Origin of the sequence: Streptomyces sp. NPDC005533 (assembly GCF_042871845.1) — a bacterium.
GTDB lineage: Bacteria > Actinomycetota > Actinomycetes > Streptomycetales > Streptomycetaceae > Streptomyces.
Genome location: NZ_JBIAJH010000012.1, coordinates 30,283 through 45,199, shown reverse-complemented (window position 1 = coordinate 45,199; position 14,917 = coordinate 30,283). Strand labels below are relative to the sequence as shown.

Annotated in this window: 15 protein-coding genes and 1 pseudogene; 8 read left to right on the top strand and 8 right to left on the bottom strand. The window is 73.5% G+C overall.

Annotated features, from left to right (window positions below):
• The first annotated feature begins 129 nt into the window (after positions 1-129).
• Both ACFYP3_RS14570 and ACFYP3_RS14565 read left to right on the top strand, forming a co-directional pair.
• Positions 130-921: a J domain-containing protein gene (locus ACFYP3_RS14570; protein ID WP_388831782.1), complete on the top strand. Its 792-nt coding sequence runs from the start codon at positions 130-132 to the stop codon at positions 919-921.
• Positions 922-1,025: 104 nt separating this feature from the next.
• The gene (locus tag ACFYP3_RS14565; protein ID WP_030383866.1) at positions 1,026-1,370 is read left to right on the top strand and encodes a rhodanese-like domain-containing protein; all 345 of its coding nucleotides are present in this window, start codon (positions 1,026-1,028) and stop codon (positions 1,368-1,370) included.
• A 7-nt stretch (positions 1,371-1,377) separates the two neighbouring features.
• Here the strand turns inward: ACFYP3_RS14565 and ACFYP3_RS14560 are convergent, their stop codons facing one another.
• The 6 genes from ACFYP3_RS14560 to paaA all read right to left on the bottom strand — a co-directional run bounded on the left by ACFYP3_RS14560 (position 1,378) and on the right by paaA (position 6,378).
• On the bottom strand, positions 1,378-2,520 hold the full coding sequence (locus tag ACFYP3_RS14560) for an acyl-CoA dehydrogenase family protein (RefSeq protein WP_388831525.1): 1,143 nt from the start codon (positions 2,518-2,520) through the stop codon (positions 1,378-1,380).
• Positions 2,521-2,670: 150 nt separating this feature from the next.
• Complete coding sequence (locus tag ACFYP3_RS14555; protein ID WP_388831523.1) at positions 2,671-3,774, bottom strand: 2Fe-2S iron-sulfur cluster-binding protein; 1,104 nt, start codon at positions 3,772-3,774, stop codon at positions 2,671-2,673.
• Positions 3,775-4,281: a 1,2-phenylacetyl-CoA epoxidase subunit PaaD gene (gene paaD / locus ACFYP3_RS14550; protein ID WP_030707587.1), complete on the bottom strand. Its 507-nt coding sequence runs from the start codon at positions 4,279-4,281 to the stop codon at positions 3,775-3,777.
• Entirely contained in the window at positions 4,275-5,051 is a 777-nt protein-coding gene (gene paaC, locus ACFYP3_RS14545) for a 1,2-phenylacetyl-CoA epoxidase subunit PaaC (protein WP_388831521.1), read from the bottom strand. The genes paaD and paaC overlap by 7 nt, the downstream gene beginning before the upstream one ends.
• Positions 5,048-5,332, bottom strand: coding sequence for a 1,2-phenylacetyl-CoA epoxidase subunit PaaB (gene paaB, locus ACFYP3_RS14540; RefSeq protein WP_030009045.1), 285 nt, complete (start codon positions 5,330-5,332; stop codon positions 5,048-5,050). The genes paaC and paaB overlap by 4 nt, the downstream gene beginning before the upstream one ends.
• A complete protein-coding gene (gene paaA / locus ACFYP3_RS14535) occupies positions 5,329-6,378 on the bottom strand; it encodes a 1,2-phenylacetyl-CoA epoxidase subunit PaaA (protein ID WP_388831518.1) in 1,050 nt (349 codons plus the stop codon). Before paaA ends, paaB begins: the two co-directional genes overlap by 4 nt.
• Positions 6,379-6,513: 135 nt before the next feature.
• Here paaA and ACFYP3_RS14530 point away from each other — a divergent pair, with 135 nt between their 5' ends.
• Genes ACFYP3_RS14530 through ACFYP3_RS14520 form a run of 3 tightly spaced genes read left to right on the top strand, consistent with a single transcriptional unit; the run spans position 6,514 to position 9,165 of the window.
• A complete protein-coding gene (locus ACFYP3_RS14530) occupies positions 6,514-7,176 on the top strand; it encodes a DUF5819 family protein (RefSeq protein WP_388831516.1) in 663 nt (220 codons plus the stop codon).
• Complete coding sequence (locus ACFYP3_RS14525; protein ID WP_388831780.1) at positions 7,173-8,336, top strand: HTTM domain-containing protein; 1,164 nt, start codon at positions 7,173-7,175, stop codon at positions 8,334-8,336. The genes ACFYP3_RS14530 and ACFYP3_RS14525 overlap by 4 nt, the downstream gene beginning before the upstream one ends.
• Positions 8,337-8,385: 49 nt before the next feature.
• Positions 8,386-9,165 (top strand): TrmH family RNA methyltransferase, encoded by a 780-nt coding sequence (locus ACFYP3_RS14520; RefSeq protein WP_388831514.1) that lies wholly within the window; start codon positions 8,386-8,388, stop codon positions 9,163-9,165.
• Here the strand turns inward: ACFYP3_RS14520 and ACFYP3_RS14515 are convergent.
• A pseudogene (locus tag ACFYP3_RS14515) lies at positions 9,118-10,014 on the bottom strand (hypothetical protein); the annotation flags it as partial. The gene ACFYP3_RS14520 and the pseudogene ACFYP3_RS14515 sit on opposite strands and share 48 nt — an antisense overlap.
• A gap of 169 nt (positions 10,015-10,183) precedes the next feature.
• Here ACFYP3_RS14515 and ACFYP3_RS14510 point away from each other — a divergent pair.
• Complete coding sequence (locus ACFYP3_RS14510; protein WP_388831512.1) at positions 10,184-10,846, top strand: MerR family transcriptional regulator; 663 nt, start codon at positions 10,184-10,186, stop codon at positions 10,844-10,846.
• A 15-nt stretch (positions 10,847-10,861) separates the two neighbouring features.
• Here ACFYP3_RS14510 and paaN read toward each other — a convergent pair whose 3' ends face one another.
• The gene (gene paaN, locus ACFYP3_RS14505; RefSeq protein WP_388831510.1) at positions 10,862-12,544 is read right to left on the bottom strand and encodes a phenylacetic acid degradation protein PaaN; all 1,683 of its coding nucleotides are present in this window, start codon (positions 12,542-12,544) and stop codon (positions 10,862-10,864) included.
• A gap of 124 nt (positions 12,545-12,668) precedes the next feature.
• Here paaN and ACFYP3_RS14500 point away from each other — a divergent pair, with 124 nt between their 5' ends.
• Both ACFYP3_RS14500 and ACFYP3_RS14495 read left to right on the top strand, forming a co-directional pair.
• Positions 12,669-14,180 (top strand): 3-hydroxyacyl-CoA dehydrogenase, encoded by a 1,512-nt coding sequence (locus ACFYP3_RS14500; protein ID WP_388831508.1) that lies wholly within the window; start codon positions 12,669-12,671, stop codon positions 14,178-14,180.
• Positions 14,177-14,764, top strand: a complete 588-nt coding sequence (locus tag ACFYP3_RS14495) for a TetR/AcrR family transcriptional regulator (RefSeq protein WP_388831506.1) — start codon at positions 14,177-14,179, stop codon at positions 14,762-14,764. The genes ACFYP3_RS14500 and ACFYP3_RS14495 overlap by 4 nt, the downstream gene beginning before the upstream one ends.
• Positions 14,765-14,917 lie beyond the last annotated feature (153 nt).

Genomic DNA, 14,917 nt, shown 5'->3' with positions numbered 1-14,917 from the left:
AGCGAGCAGACCGAGCAGCCTGAGCAGACAGTCCCCGGTGATTCCGGCGACTCCTCCGTCACCGGTGAGGAGCGCCCCGACGAGCGCCCGGACGACCGCCCGGAAGAGAGCTCGGGCGAGCGCCCGGAAGTGAGCTCGGACGAGCGCCCCGAGGCGCGCCTGGAGCGGGCCGTACGCGCCGCGGAGCAGGCGCTGATCGAGTTCGAGATCGCGGTGGAGACCTTCCGCGTGGAGGTGGAGAACTTCTCCCGCCTGCACCACCAGAAGCTCGGCCCGATGTACTCGCGGCTCGACGAGCTGGACGCGCTGATCGCCGAGGCGAAGGCGGCCCGGAGCGGTGATCCCGAGGACCTGCGCCGGGCCCGGGAGGCACGCTCGCTGGTCATGCCGATGCCGGGCGTGGACGAGCTGTTCCACGACTGGCTGGGCTCGGACGGGATCTCCGACGACGCCGGCGCGATGCTCACCGACCGGCCCGTGCGGCCGCCGGAGCGGGTGCGGCCCACGGAGGAGGTCCGCCGCCTGTACCGCGAGCTGGTCCGCCGGGCGCACCCCGACCTCGCGCAGGAGGAGGCGGAGCGGGAGCGGCGCGACGCGTTCATCGCGCGGGTCAACGCCGCCTACGGGCGGGGCGACGCCGGGCTGCTGCGTGAGCTGGCCGAGGAGTGGGCGGCCGGACCGGCCCCGGAGGCGGCCGCGCCGAGCGAGAGCGAGGAGCTGTACGCCCGGCTGGAGTGGCTGGCGCAGCGCAAGGAGCTGCTGTCGCTGGTGGCGCGGGAGCTGGAGGACAGCGCGATCGGGTCGATGCTGCGCATGGCGCCCGAGGACCCGGACCGGTTGCTGGAGGAGATCGCGGAGCAGCTGCTGGCGCAGGTGTCCGAGCGCGAGGCGGAGCTGGCGGCGGCCCTCGCCGCGGAGTGAGCGGGCGGGCTCGCCGCGCAGTGGGCGGGCGGGCCGTGCCGGCGGGGCCGTACGTGCCCGTCGGATAGGTTGGAAGGACCATCTGCGATGAGAGAAGGCGACGCATGAACTTCGGACCGCTTCCCTCGGTGGACGCCGCCGCGGTGCCCTCCGAAGGCTTTGTCCTTGACGTCCGTGAGGACGACGAATGGGCGGCCGGCCACGTCGAGGGCGCCCTGCACATCCCGATGAGCGACTTCGTCGCCCGCTTCGGTGAGCTCACGGAGGCCGTCGAGGACGGCCGCCGCGTGTACGTGATGTGCCGGGTCGGCGGCCGTTCCGCGCAGGTCACGCAGTACCTGGTGCGCCAGGAGATCGACGCCGTGAACGTCGACGGCGGGATGCAGGCCTGGGACGGTGCCGGGCGCCCGATGGTGACGGACAACGGGAACCCGGCCTTCGTGCTGTAGTCCCCGCTCAGCCGAGGGGGTGGGCGGCCAGCAGGTCGCCCAAGGCCTCCTCGTGCGCCGCGGCCGGGCCGAGCTGGAGTTCCAGCTGCTTGGCCCAGGCGTGGTAGCGGTGCAGCGGATAGTCGGTGTCGGCGCCGAAGCCGCCGTGCAGGTGCTGGGCGGTCTGCACGACCCGGCGCACGCCCTCCGAGGCCCAGATCTTGGCGACCGCGACGTCTCCGGAGCTCGGCAGCGGACCGCCGGCGCCGGCGGTCGCCGCGTCGAGCCGCCAGGCGGCCTGCCACAGGGTGACCTCCATGGCGCGCAGGTCGATGTAGCGGTCGGCGGCCTGGACGGCGACCGCCTGGAAGGTGGCCACCGGGAAGCCGAACTGCTCGCGCTTGCCGGTGTACCGGCCGGTCATCGCGAGGACGTGCTCGCCGAGCCCGAGGGCCAGTGCGCAGGTGCCGGTGGCGAGGAGCTGGCGGAGCCGCTCCCAGGCCTCCGGGGTGTCGATGAGATGGGCGGCCTCCACCCGTACGCCGTCCAGGGCGAGTTCGGCGAGCCGCTCCCCGCTGGTGGAGACCTGCTCGGCGAGGGCGAGGCCCCCGGCGGTGCGCGGGACGAACGCGAGGACGGCATCGCCCTCGCCGGTGTGGGCCGGTACGGCGATCCAGTCGGCGTTCTGCGCCCAGGGGACGGCGGTCTGCGTGCCGTCCAGGATCCACGCCCCGTCCTCGCGGCGGGCGGTGACGGCGAGTTCGGCCGGGTCGTGGCCGGAGCGGCCGTGGGCGGCGGCGGTCAGCACGAGCGTGCCGCGCGCCGCGCCGGGCAGCAGGGCGGCGGCCAGTTCGGGGCTGCCGTGGGCCTGGACGGCCATGGCGGCGGCGCAGTGCTCCAGCAGCGGAACCCGGGCCAGCACCCGGCCCGCCTCGCGCAGGACCAGGCACAGGGCGATGGCGTCCAGGCCGGCGCCGCCGTGCTCCTCGGCGAGGACCAGGCCCAGCAGGTCGGACCCGGCGAGCCTGGCCCACAGCGGGCGGTCGAAGTCGTCGGCGACGGCGCCCGGGGTGAGCGCGGGGCTCGGCACGCCGTCGGGTGCGACGTCCGCGAACACGGCCCGGGCCGCCTCGACGGCGGCCTGCTGCTCCTCGGTGAAGGTGAAGTCCACTGCCTGTCCTCCCGCGCGCGTTCAGGTCTGACGGTGCGTCAAGATAGAACACGTTCTGGAAATTGGACAGAGGAACTCCGGAGAGGACTCAGGAGGGGCCTCCGGAGGGTCTCCGGAGGGGCACACCCGGCAAGATCCGGAAGAGACGGCCTAGCGGTCGAAGTCGATCTCCACTTCCTCCGTCAGCGCGTGCGACTGGCAGGCCAGGACGAATCCGGCCTCCGTCTCCTCGGACTCCAGGGCGAAGTTCCGGTCCATCCGGACCTCGCCCGACACCAGGAAGGCCCGGCAGGTGCCGCAGACCCCGCCCTTGCAGGCGTACGGGGCGTCCGCGCGGTTGCGCAGCACCGCGTCCAGCAGGGACTCGCCGTCCTGGACCGGCCAGGTGCCGGAGCGGCCGTCGAGCCGCGCGGTGACCCGCCCGTGCGAGGCCGCCGCCGAGGCCGTGCTGCGGGCCGGCGCCGTGACCTCCTCGACGTGGAAGATCTCCTCGTGCACCCGGGTCCGTACGACGCCGAGGCCGCTCAGGGCGCGCTCGGCGCCCTGCACCAGACCGTACGGGCCGCACAGGAACCAGCCCGTCACCTCCGCGACCGGGAGCAGCGCGGGCAGCAGGGCCGCCAGCCGCTCCTCGTCCAGCCGCCCGGAGGGCAGCCCGGACTCCTGCTCCTCCCGGGAGAGGACCGTCACCAGCTGGAACCGCGCCGGGTACCGGTCCTTGAGGTCGGCGACCTCCTCCAGGAACATCGTCGAGGCCGCCGTACGGTCGCTGCGCACGAGGCAGAAACGGGCGTCGGGGCGGGCCGCCAGCAGGCTCGCGGCGATGGACAGCACGGGGGTGATGCCGCTGCCGCCGACGATCGCCGCGTAGTGCCCCGAGGCCGGGGCGGCGGCCGGCTCCAGCACGAACCGGCCGGCCGGGACCATGACGTCGAGGACGTCTCCGGCGGCGATCTCCTTGTGGGCGAAGGTGGAGAACTCCCCGCCCTCCACCAGCCGCACCCCGACGCGCAACTCCGCGGGGCCCGGGCCGTCGGGCGCCGGGGCGGGAGAGCAGATCGAGTAGGTGCGGCGGACCTCCGTGCCGCCCTCGGGGGCGGTGCGGCGCAGGGTCAGGTGCTGGCCGGGGGCGTGCCGGTACTCCTCGCGCAGGTCCGCGGGAACCCGGAGGGTCAGCGCCACCGAGTCGTCGGTGAGCCGGTCGACTGCCGCCACCGTCAGCGGGTGGAACGCGCCGTGGCGGGGGGCGGCCATCTAGAGCTCCTTGAAGTGGTCGAACGGTTCGCGGCAGGCGACGCAGCGCCGCAGCGCCTTGCACGCGGTGGAGGAGAACCGGCTGAGCAGTTCGGTGTCGGTCGATCCGCAGTTCGGGCAGCGGACCGACAGGGTGAGGGGGACCGGCCCGCCGGCCGCGTGCGGGCGCGGCGGGGCGATGCCGAACTCGGCGAGCTTGCGGCGGCCCTCGGCGCTGATGTCGTCGGTCGACCAGGCGGGGGCGAGCACGGTGGTCACCCGCACCTCCGGTATGCCGTGGCCGGTGAGGACCCGCTCGATGTCCGCCGACATGGCCTCGATGGCGGGGCAGCCGGTGTAGGTGGGCGTGAGGGTGACCTCGGCGTGGCCGTCCTCGTGCATCCGCACGCCGCGCACGACGCCGAGCTCGCCGAGGGTGAGCACGGGCAGCTCGGGGTCCGGGACGGAACCGGCCAGCTCGGCCAGCTCCGCCTCCAGGCGGGTCACCCCGGCGTCGGCGGTCACCACGACGCCCCCGGGTGGCTGCGGTGCAGGTGCTGCATCTCGGCGAGCATCCGGCCGAACGGCTCGGTGTGCAGGCCCTGGCGGCCGGCGCCGGCGGCCCAGGCCCCGGTGCGCGGCCCCTCGGGCAGAGCGAGACCGGCCCGCTCCAGCACGCCGGTCAGCGCGGCCAGCCAGCGCTCTTCCAGGGCGGCCCAGTCCACGCCGTCGAGCCCTTCCACCGGCTGGAACATCTCGCCGGTGTACTTCCACAGGGCGTCGAGGGCGGTCCGCATGCGGCGCCGGCTCTCCTCGGTGCCGTCGCCGAGCCGCAGCGTCCACTGCTCGGCGTGGTCGCGGTGGTAGGCGGTCTCCTTGACGGCCTTGGCCGCGAGCGGGGCGAACGGGCCGTCCCCGCGGGCCAGCTCCCCGTACAGCTCGTGCTGGTGGAAGGAGAAGTAGAGCTGGCGGGCGATGGTGTGGGCGAAGTCGCCGTTCGGCTGCTCGACCAGCTGGAGGTTGCGGAAGGACCGCTCCTCGCGCAGGTAGGCCAGCTCGTCCTCGTCCCCGGCCATGGACAGCAGGATGCGGGCCTGGCCGAGCAGGTCGAGGGCGATGTTCGCGAGGGCGACCTCCTCCTCCAGGACGGGGGCGTGCCCCGCCCACTCGGCGAGGCGGTGGGAGAGGACCAGCGCGTCGTCGCCGAGCGCGAGAGCCGCCGCGACGGGGGTGCCGGCGGTGCCGGTGCCGGTGCCGACGGTGTCGGGGGTGGTGGTGGTGGTGTCGGTGCCGCTCACAGGTGGCTCACCCCCTCCGGGATGTCGTAGAAGGTGGGGTGCCGGTACGGCTTGTCGGCGGACGGGGCGAAGAACGGGTCCCGCTCGTCCGGCGAGGAGGCGGTGATCTCGGTGGAGGGCACCACCCAGATCGAGATGCCCTCGCCGCGCCGCGTGTACAGGTCGCGGGCGTTGCGCAGGGCCATCTCCGCGTCGGGGGCGTGCAGGCTGCCCGCGTGCGTGTGCGAGAGGCCGCGGCGCGAACGCACGAAGACCTCCCACAGGGGCCAGTTCTGCGTCATACCCGTGCCTCCTCGTTCTCTTCGGCGTGCTCCGCCGCTTGCCTTGCCGCTTGCTTGTCCGCGTACGCCGCGGCGGCGTCGCGCACCCAGGCGCCTTCCTCGTGGGCCGTGCGCCGCTGGCTGATCCGCTGCTCGTTGCAGGGGCCGTTGCCCTTCAGCACGTCCCAGAACTCCGCCCAGTCGATGGCGCCGAAGTCGTGGTGCCCGCGCTCCTCGTTCCACTTCAGGTCCGGGTCGGGCAGGGTCAGGCCGAGGGACTCGGCCTGCGGGACGGCGATGTCCACGAACCGCTGGCGCAGCTCGTCGTTCGAGTGGCGCTTGATCCGCCAGGCCATCGACTGCGCCGAGTGCGCCGACGCGTCGTCCGGCGGGCCGAACATCATCAGGGAGGGCCACCACCAGCGATTCACCGCGTCCTGCGCCATGGCGTGCTGGGCCTCGGTGCCCTGCGAGAGGGCGAGGAGCAGCTCGTACCCCTGGCGCTGGTGGAAGGACTCCTCCTTGCAGATCCGGACCATGGCGCGGGCGTAGGGCCCGTAGGAGCAGCGGCAGATCGGCACCTGGTTGGTGATCGCCGCGCCGTCCACGAGCCAGCCGATCGCCCCGACGTCGGCCCAGGTCAGGGTGGGGTAGTTGAAGATCGAGGAGTACTTCTGCTTGCCCGAGTGGAGCTTGTCGAGCAGCTCGTCGCGGCTGGTGCCGAGCGTCTCGGCCGCGCTGTAGAGGTACAGCCCGTGGCCGGCCTCGTCCTGCACCTTGGCCATCAGGATCGCCTTGCGGCGCAGCGAGGGCGCGCGGGTGATCCAGTTCGCCTCGGGCTGCATGCCGATGATCTCGGAGTGGGCGTGCTGCGCCATCTGACGGACCAGGGAGGCGCGGTACTCGTCGGGCATCCAGTCGCGCGGCTCCACGCGCTCGTCCGCCGCCACGGCGGCGTCGAACGCCGCCGCGAGCTGTGCGCCCAGGTCAGCAGTCATGCCCGTCCCGTCCGTCCTGTCTGCCCCGAGGGCCGTGTCCGGTCCCGTCTCCGGGGTCACTGCGACCATTGGGGCCCCTTGTCAGTGTCGTCCGTCCGCCCGACCGACCGATCGTTCGGTTCATCCGCTTCAATGGTGAGACGGCGGCCCGTAGGGTGTCAACCTCTGTGGTCAACCCTGTGGACGCCGGACGATCGGGGCGGGATGGATGCGAACGGGCACGAGCTCGCCGAAGAGGGCGCTCCGCCACCGCCCCGCGCGCCCGGAATAGCCGGTCTGTCCACCCCGTACCGCGTCGTGGCGGCCTTGGCCCTGGGGGCCGTCGCCGTGGCGGCCTGCGTCCACCTCGCGCTCGTCTTCCTGCACGTGGCGCCGTCCAACACGGTCAGCAAGCAGCACGCGCGGACGATCGACAGCTGGATCTATCCCGAGTTCGAACAGAACTGGAAGCTCTTCGCCCCCAACCCGCTCCAGCAGAACATCGCCGTGGAGGCGCGCGCGGAGGTGCGCACCGCCGGCGGCGAGCTGATCACCACAGACTGGCGCGACCTGAGCGCCGAGGACACCGCCGCCATCCGGCACAGCCTGCTGCCGAGCCACACGCGGCAGAACGAGCTGCGCCGGGCCTGGGACTTCTTCACCGGGTCCCACGACGAGGACAACAAGCCCACCGGCGAGCGCGGCGCGCTCTCCGAGGAGTACCTGCGGCGGATCGCCGTGAACCGGCTCTCGCCGCAGCACCCGGGCGGCCACCTACTGCGGATCCAGCTGCGCTCGGCGACGGCCTCGGTGCCCGCGCCGGTGTGGAGCACCGAGACCACCGACACCCAGACCTACTACCGGGAGCTGCCGTGGTGGACGGTGTGACGCGGGCCCGCGCGGCGCTCGGGCGGGCGGCCGCGAAGGTCACCGGAGAGGCGCTCGGCCCCTACCAGAGCGCCGTGGTGCGCATCGGCTTCGCCGGGACCTGGCTGTTCTTCCTGCTGTGCGAGTTCCCGCACCGCGCGGAGCTGTACGGGCCGGACGGACCGTGGAGCTGGCGCCTCGCGGAGCGGCTGACCGGGTCCAACGGTGCCTTCACGGTGCTGATGTGGTCCGACTCCACGCTGTGGTTCGAGATCGTCTACGCCGTCTCGGTGCTGGCGAGCGTGGGGCTGCTGCTGGGGTGGCGCACGCGCGCGACGTCCGTGGTGTTCATGGTCGGGGTGCTGTCCCTGCAGAACCGCAGCGTGTTCATGGGCGACGGCGGGGACAACGTCATCCACCTGATGGCGATCTACCTGGTGCTGACCCGGTGCGCGCAGGTGTGGTCGCTGGACGCGCGGCGGGCCCGGCTGCGGGGGTCGGCCTGCGCGGGAGCCGCCGGGCCGGTGCTGTGGGGCGTGCTGGGGCTCGTGTTCGCGTACGGGATCGTGACCGGCGGGTTCGGCCTCGGCTGGCTGGCGGCCTTCGCGGCGGTGTGGGTGGTCTGCGGGCTGTGGTGGCTGGTGGACCGCCGCGAGCCGCAGGGCGAGGGGCGGGCGGTCCTGGACGTCCTGGCCAACCTGCTGCACAACGCGGGCCTGCTGGTGATCATGGCGGAGGTCTGCCTGATCTACGCGACGGCGGGCTGGTACAAGATCCAGGGCTCGCGGTGGCAGGACGGCACGGCGCTGTACTACCCGCTGGGGCTGGACTACTTCACCCCGTGGCCCGGGCTGTCGGCGCTGGTGGCGGGCAGCGGGACGGTCGTGATGCTGCTGTCGTACGGGACGGTGGCGGTGCAGGTGGCGTTTCCGTTCACCCTGTTCAACCGGCGGATCAAGAACGTGCTGCTGGCCGTGATGATGCTGGAGCACGTGGGGATCGCGGTGCTGTTGGGGCTGCCGTTCTTCTCGCTGGCGATGATCGCCGCCGACGCGGTGTTCCTGCCGACGGGCTTCCTGGTCTGGCTCGGTGCCCGCGTCGCCGCCCTGCGGCCCGGCCGGGCGGCGCCCGCCGCCGAGGCCGTCCCCGCGCCGCGCGAAGCCGAGCCGGTCCCCCGCTGACACCGCCCCGCGGGGCGGCTCCGGTCCCGCAGGACCGTAGGGTCGGGGCATGACTGAGCAGGCGGGTGCGGACGAGACGGTGCGGGAGTGGCGGGAGGCCGCCGGGCGGCCGGACCTGGTGCTGCTCGACGGGTTCCACGCGCTCAAGCACGCCCTCCGCTTCGGCGCCGACGTCCGCCTGGCCCTCGCGGACGACCCCGCCGCGGTCCGCGCGCTCGCCGCCGGGCTCGCGCCCGACGTGGAGGCCGACGTGGCCCGACTGGTGCGCCGGGCCGGCCTCAAGGAGCTGCTCCCCCGCGTGCACCCCACCGGCGTCGCCGCCCTGGCCGTACGCCCCGACCGCGCGGCCGCTCTCGCCGGGCTCGGGCGAATGCCCAGGTCCGCGCCCGTCGTGGTCCTCGACAACCCCCGCAACCTCGGCAACGTCGGCGCCGTCGTCCGCCTCGCCGCCGGCTTCGGCGCCACCGGCGTGGTGACCCGCGGCGACCTCGACCCCTGGCACCCCAACGTGGTCCGGGCCGGGGCCGGTCTGCACTACGCCACCACCGTCGAGCGCCTCGCACTGGACGAGCTGCCGCCCGGGCCGCTCTACGCGCTCGACCCCGAGGGCGTGGACATCCGTACCCTCACCCTCCCGGACGACGCCCTCCTCGCCTTCGGCTCGGAGCGCCACGGGATCTCACCCGAGCTCCGCGACCGGGCGGACCACCTCGTCTCCCTGCCCATGCGCCCGCAGGTCTCCAGCTACAACCTCGCCACCAGCGTGGCCATGGCCCTCTTCCACTGGGGCGGCCCCCCGGCCGGCGAACAGGACGGCGAGGACGCCTAGCCCGCCCCCGGCCAGGATCAGCGCGCCCGCGCCGAGCGTGGCCGGGCCCGGGTGGACCAGCGGCTCGCCGCGCAGCGCCTGCCAGGTCAGCAGGGCGAGCACCGCCGCGTACACCGCGCCGCTCACGCAGACCAGCCGGACCCGCACCCGCCCGTCGCGCAGCAGGGGCCGGCGCGGTGCGAGGGCGGTCAGCAGGAGCGCGAGCAGCGGGAGCAGCTGGAGGGCGTGCATGCCGAAGAAGTGTGGGATGCGCAGGTCGCCGCCGGTGGTGGACCAGCCGGTGAGGAGCATCCCGGGGGCGCCGTCCGGTACGCCCACGCTGTGCCCGCCCTGCTCCAGGACCTCGGCGCCGGCGGCGTCCAGGCGCTGCTGCTCGGCGGTGGGCAGGGTCATCAGGAAGGCGAGTCCGGCGCCGGTCAGCGCGAGGACCGTCGAGATCCGGATCGACCAGGCGGTGGCCCGGTCGGCGGTCCCGGCGCGCCAGAGCAGGGCCGCGACGACGAGCGTGCCGAGCCACAGCACGACCACGGTGTCGGCCATGAGCGAGTAGACCCCGGCGTCGAAGGGCGTCGCGCCGTTGAAGTGGCTGCGCACCCCGCGCAGGACCTGAAGGGTGATCAGCGCCATCTCCACGGCGCTCGCGGCGACCACGACGGTCGCGGCCCACCAGACGGTGCGGCGCAGCCGCGGCCCGGCCCCGTCCAGCAGCGAGATCATCCAGGCCAGGCTGAGGCAGTAGGCGACGAACGAGATCGAGAACTTGAACGGCTTGGCCCAGATCGGCGCCCCGGTCAACATGCGGTCGTCGACCAGCAGCCCGACGGCGGAGCCGAGCGCCCACACGACCATCACCAGGGCGAACACCAGCAGCGGGCGGTGCCGGGTGCGCCAGGTGGTCCATAAGGACTTCATCATTCATACCCCCGTCCATGAATGGATAGCGACACTCTCTGCTATCTGATAGCCCCACTATCTATGATGGAGGTGGACAGGGCAAGCCGGAAAAGGGTGAACGCGCGTGCGCATCGGAGAGCTGAGCCGACGGACCGGGGTACCGGTGCCGACGATCAAGTACTACGTCCGGGAGGGGCTGCTCCCGCCCGGAGAGCTGACCAGCCCCAACCAGGCCAGCTACGGGGAGGGGCACGAGCGCCGGCTGCGGCTGGTGCGCGCACTGCTGGAGGTCGGCGGCCTGTCGGTGGCGGCCATCGGCGAGGTGCTCGCGGCCGTCGAGGACAAGGAGCGGCCGGTCCACGAGGTGCTGGGCGCGGCAGCCCAGCGGCTGGTGCCCGTCTACGGTGACGGCCGCGCCGACGGCGACGACGCGCCGGACGCGGAGACGGTGCTGGCCCGGGAGCGGGTGGCGCGGCTGATCGAGGCGCGCGGCTGGTGCGTCGAACCCGGTCACAAGGCGGCCGAGGCGCTGGTGTCCGCGCTCGCCTCGCTCGCGCGGGTGGGGCACGGCGGCTTCGTGGACGTGCTCGACGACTACGCGGAGGCGGCCGAGCGGGTGGGCCGTGCGGACCTGGACTACACCGCCCGCCGGGTGGCCCGTGAGGACCTGGTGGAGGCGGTGGTCGTCGGCACGGTGCTGGGCGACGCGATCTTCGCCGCCCTGCGCAGGATGGCCCAGGTGGACGCCTCCGCCCGCACCTTCGGGCAGGAGGCGTCCAGGGCCTGATCAGGGGGGCGGGCCCTACGCCTGGCGGCGGACCTCCACCACCCGGAAGCGGTTCGCGACGAAGGCGCCGTCGCACAGCGCGGCGTTGGCCGCCGGGTTGCCGCCCGAGCCGTGGAAGTCCGAGAACGCGGCGGTCTGGTTGACGTAGACCCCGCCGGTCAGGTTCAGCGAGAGCTGCGCGGACTCCTCCAGGCAGACCTCCTCGATCGCCCGCTCGGTGTCCGTGGACGTCGTGTACGCGCCCACCGTCATGGCCCCCTTCTCCCGCACCGTGCGGCGCAGCAGGTCGAGGGCGTCGGCGGTGGTGTCCACGGCCACGGCGAAGGCGACCGGGCCGAAGCACTCGGAGAGGTAGGGCGCGTCCGGGTCCGGCTTGGCCGCGTCCAGCTTGACGAGGACGGGGGTGCGGACCACGGCGTCCGGGAACTCGGGGTTCACGACCTCCCGGGAGGCCAGCGCGACCTCGCCCAGCCCGGCCGCCGCCTCCAGGCGGGCCTTGACGTCCGGGTTGACCAGCGCGCCGAGCAGCGCGTTGGCCCGGGCGTCGTCGCCCAGCAGGCCGCCGACCGAGGCGGCGAGGTCGGCGACGACCTCGTCGTAGGTCTTGTGGCCGGCGTCCGTGGCGATGCCGTCGCGCGGGATCAGCAGGTTCTGCGGGGTGGTGCACATCTGCCCGCTGTACAGGGACAGGGAGAACGCGAGGTTCGCCAGCATGCCCTTGTAGTTGTCGGTGGAGTCCAGGACGACGGTGTTGACGCCGGCCTTCTCCGTGTAGACCTGCGCCTGGCGGGCGTTGGCCTCCAGCCAGTCGCCGAACTCCGTGGACCCGGTGTAGTCGATCAGCTTGATCTCGGGACGGACCGCGAGGGTCTTGGCAATGCCCTCGCCCGGCCGCTCGACCGCGAGCGCCACCAGGTTCGGGTCGAAGCCCGCCTCCGCGAGGACCTCGCGCGCCACCTGGACCGTCAGCGCGAGCGGCAGCACGGCCCGCGGGTGCGGCTTGACCAGCACGGCGTTGCCGGTGGCGAGGGAGGCGAACAGGCCGGGGTAGCCGTTCCAGGTCGGGAAGGTGTTGCAGCCGATCATGAGGGCGACGCCGCGCGGGACCGCGGTGAAGCTCTTGCCGAGGTTCAGCGGGTCCTTCTTGCCCTGGGGCTTCGACCAGTCGGCCTGCCCCGGGACCCGGGTCTGCTCCTCGTAGGCGTAGGCGACGGCCTCCAGGCCGCGGTCCTGCGCGTGCGGGCCGCCGGCCTGGAACGCCATCATGAACGCCTGGCCGCTGGTGTGCATGACCGCGTGCGCGAACTCGTGGGTGCGGGCGGAGATGCGGGCCAGGATCTCGATGCAGACCAGGGCGCGCGCCTCCGGTCCCGCGTCGCGCCAGGCACCCATGCCGGCCTTCATCGCGGGCAGCAGCACGTCCGGGTCGGCGTGCGGGTACTCCACGCCGAGCTCCGGGCCGTACGGGGACACCTCGGAGCCCGTCCAGCCGTCGGTGCCGGGCTGGTCCAGGTCCAGCCGCGTGCCGCGCAGGGCCTCGAAGGCGGCGAGCCCGTCGGCCGGCGCGGTCTCGCCGTACGCCTTGGGGTGCTCGGGGTGCGGGGACCAGTAGGCGCGGCTGCGGATCGCCGACAGGGCCTGGTCCAGGGTGGGCCGGTGCTTGGCGGACAACTGCGGGACGGTGAGCTCGGCGGCCATCAGGGACCAACTCCTCGTTGAGCCGGGCGAAGGAGAGCAGACTGGAGTTAGAGTAACCGAACGATCGGTCGGGACAAGAGGGCCCGGCAGACCTGTGGACAAGTCGGTGCGGGAGGATCAGGACATGACAGGAATCGAGCGGTCCCGCACTGTGGCGGTCGTCGGCGCCGGCACCATGGGCCAGGGCATCGCCCAGGTCGCCCTTCTCGCAGGTCACCGCGTGCTGATCTACGACATCGACGCCGCACTCGCCGCCGACGGCGTGGGCTTCGTGCAGGACCGCGTCGAGCGGATGGCCGCCAAGGGCCGCCTGGACCGGGCCGAGGCCGAGGACGCGATCGGCCGGATCGCTTCGGCGGTCGCCCTCCCGAACCTCGCCGACGCCGCCCTCGTCATCGAGGCGGTGGTCGAGAACGTCACCGTCAAGCAGGCCCTCTTCGCCGCCCTCGAAGAGGTCGTCGCGCCGGACGCGCTGCTGGCCACGAACACCTCCTCGCTCTCCGTCACCGAGCTCGCCGCCGGACTCGCGCACCCCGGCCGCTTCCTCGGCCTGCACTTCTTCAACCCGGCCCCGCTGCTCCCGCTCGTCGAGGTGGTCACCGGCTTCGCGACCGACCCGGCCGCCGCCGAGCGCGCGTACGACACCGTCCTCGGCTGGGGGAAGACGCCGGTCCGCTGCGCCGACACCCCCGGCTTCATCGTCAACCGGATCGCCCGTCCCTTCTACGCCGAGGCCTTCGCGGTGTACGAGGAGCAGGGCGCCGACCCGGCCACCATCGACGCCGTGCTCCGCGAGAGCGGCGGCTTCAAGATGGGCCCGTTCCAGCTGACCGACCTGATCGGCCAGGACGTCAACGAGGCGGTGACCCGCTCCGTGTGGGAGTCCTTCTTCCGCAGCCCCAAATTCACCCCCTCCCTCGCGCAGCGCCGGCTGGTCCAGTCGGGCCGCCTCGGCCGCAAGTCGGGCCACGGGTGGTTCCCGTACGGCCCGGAGGCCGTCGCCCCGCAGCCGCACACCGCCGGACCCGAGGAAGCCCCGGCCAAGGTCACCGTGGTCGGCGACCTCGGACCCGCGGCGGAGCTGGCCGACCTGCTGGAGGAGGCCGGGATCGCGGTCACGACCACCGAGCACGGAGGCCCGTACATCCAGCTGCCCGGCGAGGGCCAGCTGGTCCTCGCGGACGGGAAGACCTCGGTCGAGTTCGCGGACGTCGTGTACTTCGACCTCGCCTTCGACTACCGCGGCGCCACCCGGATCGCGCTCTCGGCCAGCGAGGACACCAGCGAGCGGACCCTCGCCGAGGCGGTCGGCCTCTTCCAGAAGCTGGGCAAGCAGGTCTCCGTCATCGGCGACGTCCCCGGCATGATCGTCGCCCGGACCGTGGCGATGCTGATCGACCTCACGGCGGACGCCGTGGCCCGCGGAGTGGCCTCGGCCGAGGACGTCGACACGGCGATGCGGCTCGGGGTCAACTACCCGGTGGGCCCCGCGGAGTGGCACGACCGGCTCGGCCGTGACTGGGCCTACGACCTGCTCCACCACCTGGACGAGCGCTGTCCCGGCGGCCGGTACGCGCCCTCGCTGGCGCTGTTCAAGCTGGGCTACGCCGCGGGTGACGAGGAGGAGACCGGATGACCACGGTCAAGCGGGACACGTACACCCCCGAGACGCTGCTGTCCGTCGCCGTCCAGGTCTTCAACGAGCGCGGCTACGACGGCACCTCGATGGAGCACCTCTCCAAGGCCGCGGGCATCTCGAAGTCCTCGATCTACCACCACGTCACGGGCAAGGAGGAGCTGCTGCGGCGGGCCGTCAGCCGCGCCCTCGACGGCCTCTTCGCGGTCCTGGAGGAGCCGGGGGCGGTGCGCGGCCGGGCGGTCGAGCGCGTCGAGTACGTCACGCGCCGCACCGTAGAGGTGCTGGTCTCCGAGCTGCCGTACGTGACGCTGCTGCTGCGGGTGCGCGGCAACACCCGGACCGAGCGCTGGGCGCTGGAGCGCCGCCGCGAGTTCGACCACCAGGTCGCCGACCTGCTCAAGGCCGCCGCGGCGGACGGCGACCTGCGGGCGGACGTGGACATCCGGCTGGCCACCCGGCTGCTCTTCGGCATGGTGAACTCGCTCGTGGAGTGGTACCGCCCGCACCCGGGAACGGGTCCGGACCAACTCGCCGACGCGGTGGTCAGCATGGCCCTGGACGGCCTGCGCACCGTCCGCTGACCGCGGGAGCCCCCCTCGGCGCACGGCCGGGCGCCGCGATCGTCGCGGCCGTCGTCGGTTTCCTGCCGGGCACGGCCCAGGCCGCGGATCCGTCCGCGCCGGCCGTCCGGCAGGTCACCAAGCCCGCCTCCGACCCTAAGAAGGTCGCAGCGT